Here is a 4,972-nt window from a genome sequence, read left to right on the forward strand (position 1 = left end):
GGCGAAGGGGGAGGGCGGGGAGAAGCGGCTTGTCGCGTACGTGGCGGCGAAGGCCGGGGCGGCGCTGGAGGCGGAGTCGCTGAAGGCGAGCCTGCGTCAGCGGCTGCCGGAGTACATGGTGCCCGGGACGGTGGTGGTGCTGGAGGCACTGCCGCTCAACGCCAACGGGAAGGTGGACCGCAAGGCGCTGCCGGAGCCAGAGGCGCCGCAGTCTGGCATTACCTACGAAGCGCCGCGCACGGCGCTGGAAGTCCAACTGGCGGCCATCTGGGCCGAAGTGCTGCGAATCCCGCAGGTGGGCGTGAAGGACGATTTCTTCGCACTGGGTGGCCACTCACTCCTGGCGACGCAGGTGGTGTCGCGCATCCGAGCAGAGGTCGGAGTCGAGCTGCCTCTGCGTGCACTCTTCGAAGCCCCCACGCTGCAAGCCCTCGCTCAGCGCGTGGAGAAGGCCAGCAGCTCCCGCGCTACGGCCCTGCGCCACATCCCGGAAGACACGGCACAGCCACTGTCGTTCGCGCAGCAGCGACTGTGGTTCATCGACCAGCTGGAGCCGGGCACGGCGCTCTACAACGTGCCCGTGGCGGTGCGCCTGGAAGGCGACCTGGACCCAGCGGCGCTGGAGCGGGCCCTGCGTGAAGTCGTGCGCCGTCATGAGTCCCTGCGCACCACCTTCGAGGAGCAATCCGGCCAGGCCATCCAGGTCATCCATCCCTCCCTGCCGCTGGAACTGGCGCGCCTGGACCTGCGGAACCTCGACGCGACCCAGCGAGAGACCGAGGCCCGACGACGGGCCGAGCAGGAGATGATGCGGCCCTTCGACCTGGTGCGCGGGCCGCTGATCCGCTCGCGGCTGTTCACGCTCAGCGAGCGTGAGCACGTGCTCGTCATCACGATGCACCACATCGTGTCGGACGGGTGGTCGCTGAGTGTGCTGATCCGCGAGATGGGGGCACTGTACGCGGCCTTCTCCACCGGGCGTCCCTCTCCCTTGCCGGAGCTGCCCATGCAGTACGCGCGCTACGCGGCGTGGCAGCGCGGCTGGCTCCAAGGAGATGCGCTGGCGCGACAGGTCGGCTACTGGAAGCAGAAGCTCGGTGGCGCACCGCCGGTGCTGGAGCTGCCTACGGACCGCCCGCGTCCGCCCGAGCGGAGCATCGCGGGCGCGACCCACGCCTTCCCCCTGTCCCGACCGCTGGTGGAGGGTCTCAAGTCCCTGGCCCAGCGCGAGGGCGCATCCCTCTTCATGGTGCTGCTCGCGGGCTGGCAGGTGCTGTTGTCGCGCTACTCGGGACAGACGGACCTCAGCGTGGGGGCGCCCATCGCGGGCCGCACGCGCTCGGAGCTGGAAGGCCTCATCGGCTTCTTCGTCAACACGCTGGTGCTGCGGACGAACGTGGACGGCCGCGCGTCCTTCCGGAAGCTGCTCGCCCAGGTGCGCGAGACGGTGCTGGAGGCGTACGAACACCAGGAGGTGCCGTTCGAGAAGCTGGTGGAAGCCCTCCAGCCCGAGCGCAGCCTGAGCCACACGCCGCTCTTCCAGACGATGCTGACGCTCCAGAACGTCCCCATGGGAGAGCTGCGGCTGCCGGGCCTGGCGCTCAAGCCGGTGGAGCTGGAGAGCCCCATCGCGAAGTTCGACCTGAGCGTGACGCTCATGGAGACGCCGCAAGGAATGACGGGCGTCCTGGAGTACAGCACCGCGTTGTTCGACGCGGGCACCGTCCACCGGATGGCCTCGCACCTGACCACGCTGCTCGAAGGCCTCGTGGCCCGTCCCACCGAGCGCGTCGCCCGGCTGCCGCTGCTGTCCGCCGACGAGCGCGCGCAGGGGGTCTCCACCTGGAACGACACGCGCCTGCCCGTGTCCTGGGACGGCTGCTTCCACGAGTGCGTGGAGACGCAAGCGCGGGTCGCGCCCGACAGGCTCGCGGTGCTGGACGGCACGGTGCGGCTGGACTTCGAGCAGCTCAACGCGCGCGCCAACCAGCTCGCCCACTGGCTGCGCCAGCGCGGAGTGGGGCCCGAGGTGCGTGTGGCGCTCTTCCTGGATCGCTCGGTGGACCTGGTGGTAGCGGCGCTCGGCGTGATGAAGGCCGGCGGTGCCTACGTGCCGCTGGATCCGGCGTGGCCGTCCGAACGGCTGGGCTGGCTCGCGAAGGACTGCGGCGCGCGCTGGGTGCTCACGCAGCGCAAGCTCGCCGGGGCGCTCCCGGAGGGACTGGAGACCCTGTGCCTGGACGATGCGGGCCCGCGTGAGGCGCTGGCCCGGCAGTCGCGTGACAACCCGGTTCGCCTGAGCCTCCCGACACACCTGGCGTATGTCATCTACACCTCGGGCAGCACGGGGCGCCCCAAGGGCGTGATGGTGCAGCACGCGTCGATGATGAACCTGCGCGCCGCGCACAAGGCCGTGACGTTCGCGGGCATCACGGCGCCGGTCCGGGTGAGCTTCAACGCGCCCCTCGCGTTCGACGCCTCGGTCCAGCAGTTGGTGCAGCTGGCGGACGGCCACGCGCTCTGCATCGTGCCAGCCGACGTGCGCGAGGACGTGGCGCGCACGGCGGCGTGGTTGGAGGAGCAGGAGGTGGACGTCCTCGACTGCACGCCGGCGCACCTGCGCCTGCTGCTGGAGGAAGGCCTGGGCACGCGCAGACCGATGCGCGTCCTGGTGGGCGGCGAGGCGGTGGACGAGGCGCTGTGGGCGCGGCTCGCGGCGCTCCCGGGGCTCAGGGCCTTCAACGTGTACGGGCCCACGGAGTGCACGGTGGACGTCACCGCGCGCGCCATCCTGATGGACACGCCGCGCCCGGTGCTGGGCCGGCCGCTGGCCAACATGCAGGCCTACGTGCTGGACCCCGAGCTGCAACCCGTGCCGGTCGGTGTGCCCGGTGAGCTGTTCGTCGGCGGCGCGGGGCTCGCGCGGGGCTACCTGGAGCGACCTGACCTGTCGGCGGAGCGCTTCGTGCCGGACGGCCTGGGCACGCAGCCCGGCGGGCGGCTGTATCGCACCGGAGACCGCGTTCGGTGGCTGGCGTCCGGGGAGCTGGAGTACCTGGGCCGCCTGGACTTCCAGGTGAAGCTGCGGGGCTTCCGCATCGAGCTGGGCGAGGTGGAGACGGCGCTGGCGCAGCAGCCTGGCGTGAGCGAGGCCGTGGTGCTCGTGCGCGGAGACGGCGCCGACAAGCGGCTCGTCGGCTACGTCGTGGCGAAGGAAGGCCACGCGCTGGACGCGGACACGCTGCGAAGCGGCCTGCGACAGGGCATGCCGGAGTACATGGTGCCCGCGGCGCTGGTGGTCCTGGACGCGCTGCCGCTGAACGCCAACGGGAAGGTGGACCGCAAGGCCCTGCCGGAGCCGGAGGCACCGCGGACGGGCAACACCTACGAAGCGCCGCGCACGGAGGTGGAGGCGAAGCTCGCGGCCATCTGGACGGAGGTGTTGCGGCTGGAGCGCGTGGGGGTGAAGGACAACTTCTTCGCGCTGGGCGGGCACTCGCTGCTGGCGACGCAGGTGGTGTCGCGCATTCGCACGCAGCTGGGCCGGGAGATGCCGCTGCGTCTGCTGTTCGAGGCACCCACGGTGGAAGCGCTCGCGCTGCGGCTCGCGCAGGCAGGCCGCTCGGGTGTCCCGGCGTTGGTCGCGCGGAGTCGTCCGGTGTCGGTGCCGCTGTCGTTCGCGCAGCAGCGACTGTGGTTCATTGATCAGCTGGAGCCGGGAAGTCCGCTCTACAACGTGCCGGTGGCGGTCCGGTTGGAGGGCGATCTGGACGCGGGGGCGCTGGAGCGGGCGCTTCACGAGGTCGTGCGTCGTCACGAAGCCCTGCGCACCACGTTCGCCGAGGAGGGCGGTCAGCCCGTCCAGCGCATCCACGACACGGTGGCGCCGCCGTTGACGGCCGTGGACCTCGGCTCCCTCGGCGCGGCACGCGAGGAGGAGGCCCGACGCCGGGTGGCGCTGGAGCTGGCCCAGCCGTTCGATCTGAAGCAGGGGCCGCTCTTGAGGGCCCTGCTGCTGCGCCTGGACGCGCGCGAGCACGTGCTCGTCGTCACGATGCACCACGCGGTCTCCGACGGTTGGTCCGTGAGCGTGCTGATCCGCGAAGTCGTCGCGCTGTACGACGCGCTGACGCGGGGACAGCCGTGGACCCTGCCGGAGCTGCCGGTGCAGTACGCGGACTACGCCGTCTGGCAGCGCGACTGGCTGCGCGGTGAGGCGTTGCAGCGCGAGGTGGACTACTGGAAGCGGCAGCTTGTCGGGGCACCGCCGGTGCTGGAGTTGCCGACAGACCGTCCCCGGCCCGCGGTGCGCGGCAATGCGGGCGCGACGCATGGCTTCCTCCTGTCACCAGAGCTGTCACAGGGGCTGAAGGACCTGGCGCAGCAGGAGGGCGCGTCGCTCTTCATGGTGCTGCTGGCGGGGTGGCAGGCCTTGATGGCGCGGTACTCGGGGCAGGAGGACATCAGCGTGGGTTCGCCCATCGCGGGGCGCACGCGCTCGGAGGTGGAGGGCCTCATCGGTTTCTTCGTCAACACGCTGGTGTTGCGTGCGCAGGTGGACGGAGCCCAGTCGTTCCGGAAGCTGCTCGGGCAGGTGAAGGAGACGGTGCTGGGGGCGTACGAGCACCAGGAGGTGCCGTTCGAGAAGCTGGTGGAGGCGCTGCAGCCGGGACGCAGCCTGAGTCACACGCCGCTCTTCCAGACGATGCTGTCGCTCCAGAACGTGCCCGAGGGTGAAGTGCGCCTGCCAGGGCTGACCTTGAAGCCCCTGGAGATGGAGGGCCACACGTCGAAGTTCGACGTGAGTGTCTTCTTCACGGAGACGCCGCAAGGGCTGAGCGGCGCGGTGGAGTACAGCACCGAGCTGTTCGAGGCCGGGACGATCCGCCGGATGGTGGAGCACCTGCGCGTGTTGATGGAGGGCGCGCTAGCGAAGCCAGAAGAGGCCGTGGGCCGACTGCCGATGCTGACG

At 70.8% G+C, this 4,972-nt stretch carries 1 protein-coding gene; it reads left to right on the forward strand.

The features are described from left to right. The coding region (locus D7V93_RS37770; protein ID WP_120647939.1) for a non-ribosomal peptide synthetase at positions 1 to 4,972 on the forward strand (4,972 nt) is incomplete at both ends.

It is taken from the genome of Corallococcus llansteffanensis (assembly GCF_003612055.1).
Lineage (GTDB): Bacteria > Myxococcota > Myxococcia > Myxococcales > Myxococcaceae > Corallococcus > Corallococcus llansteffanensis.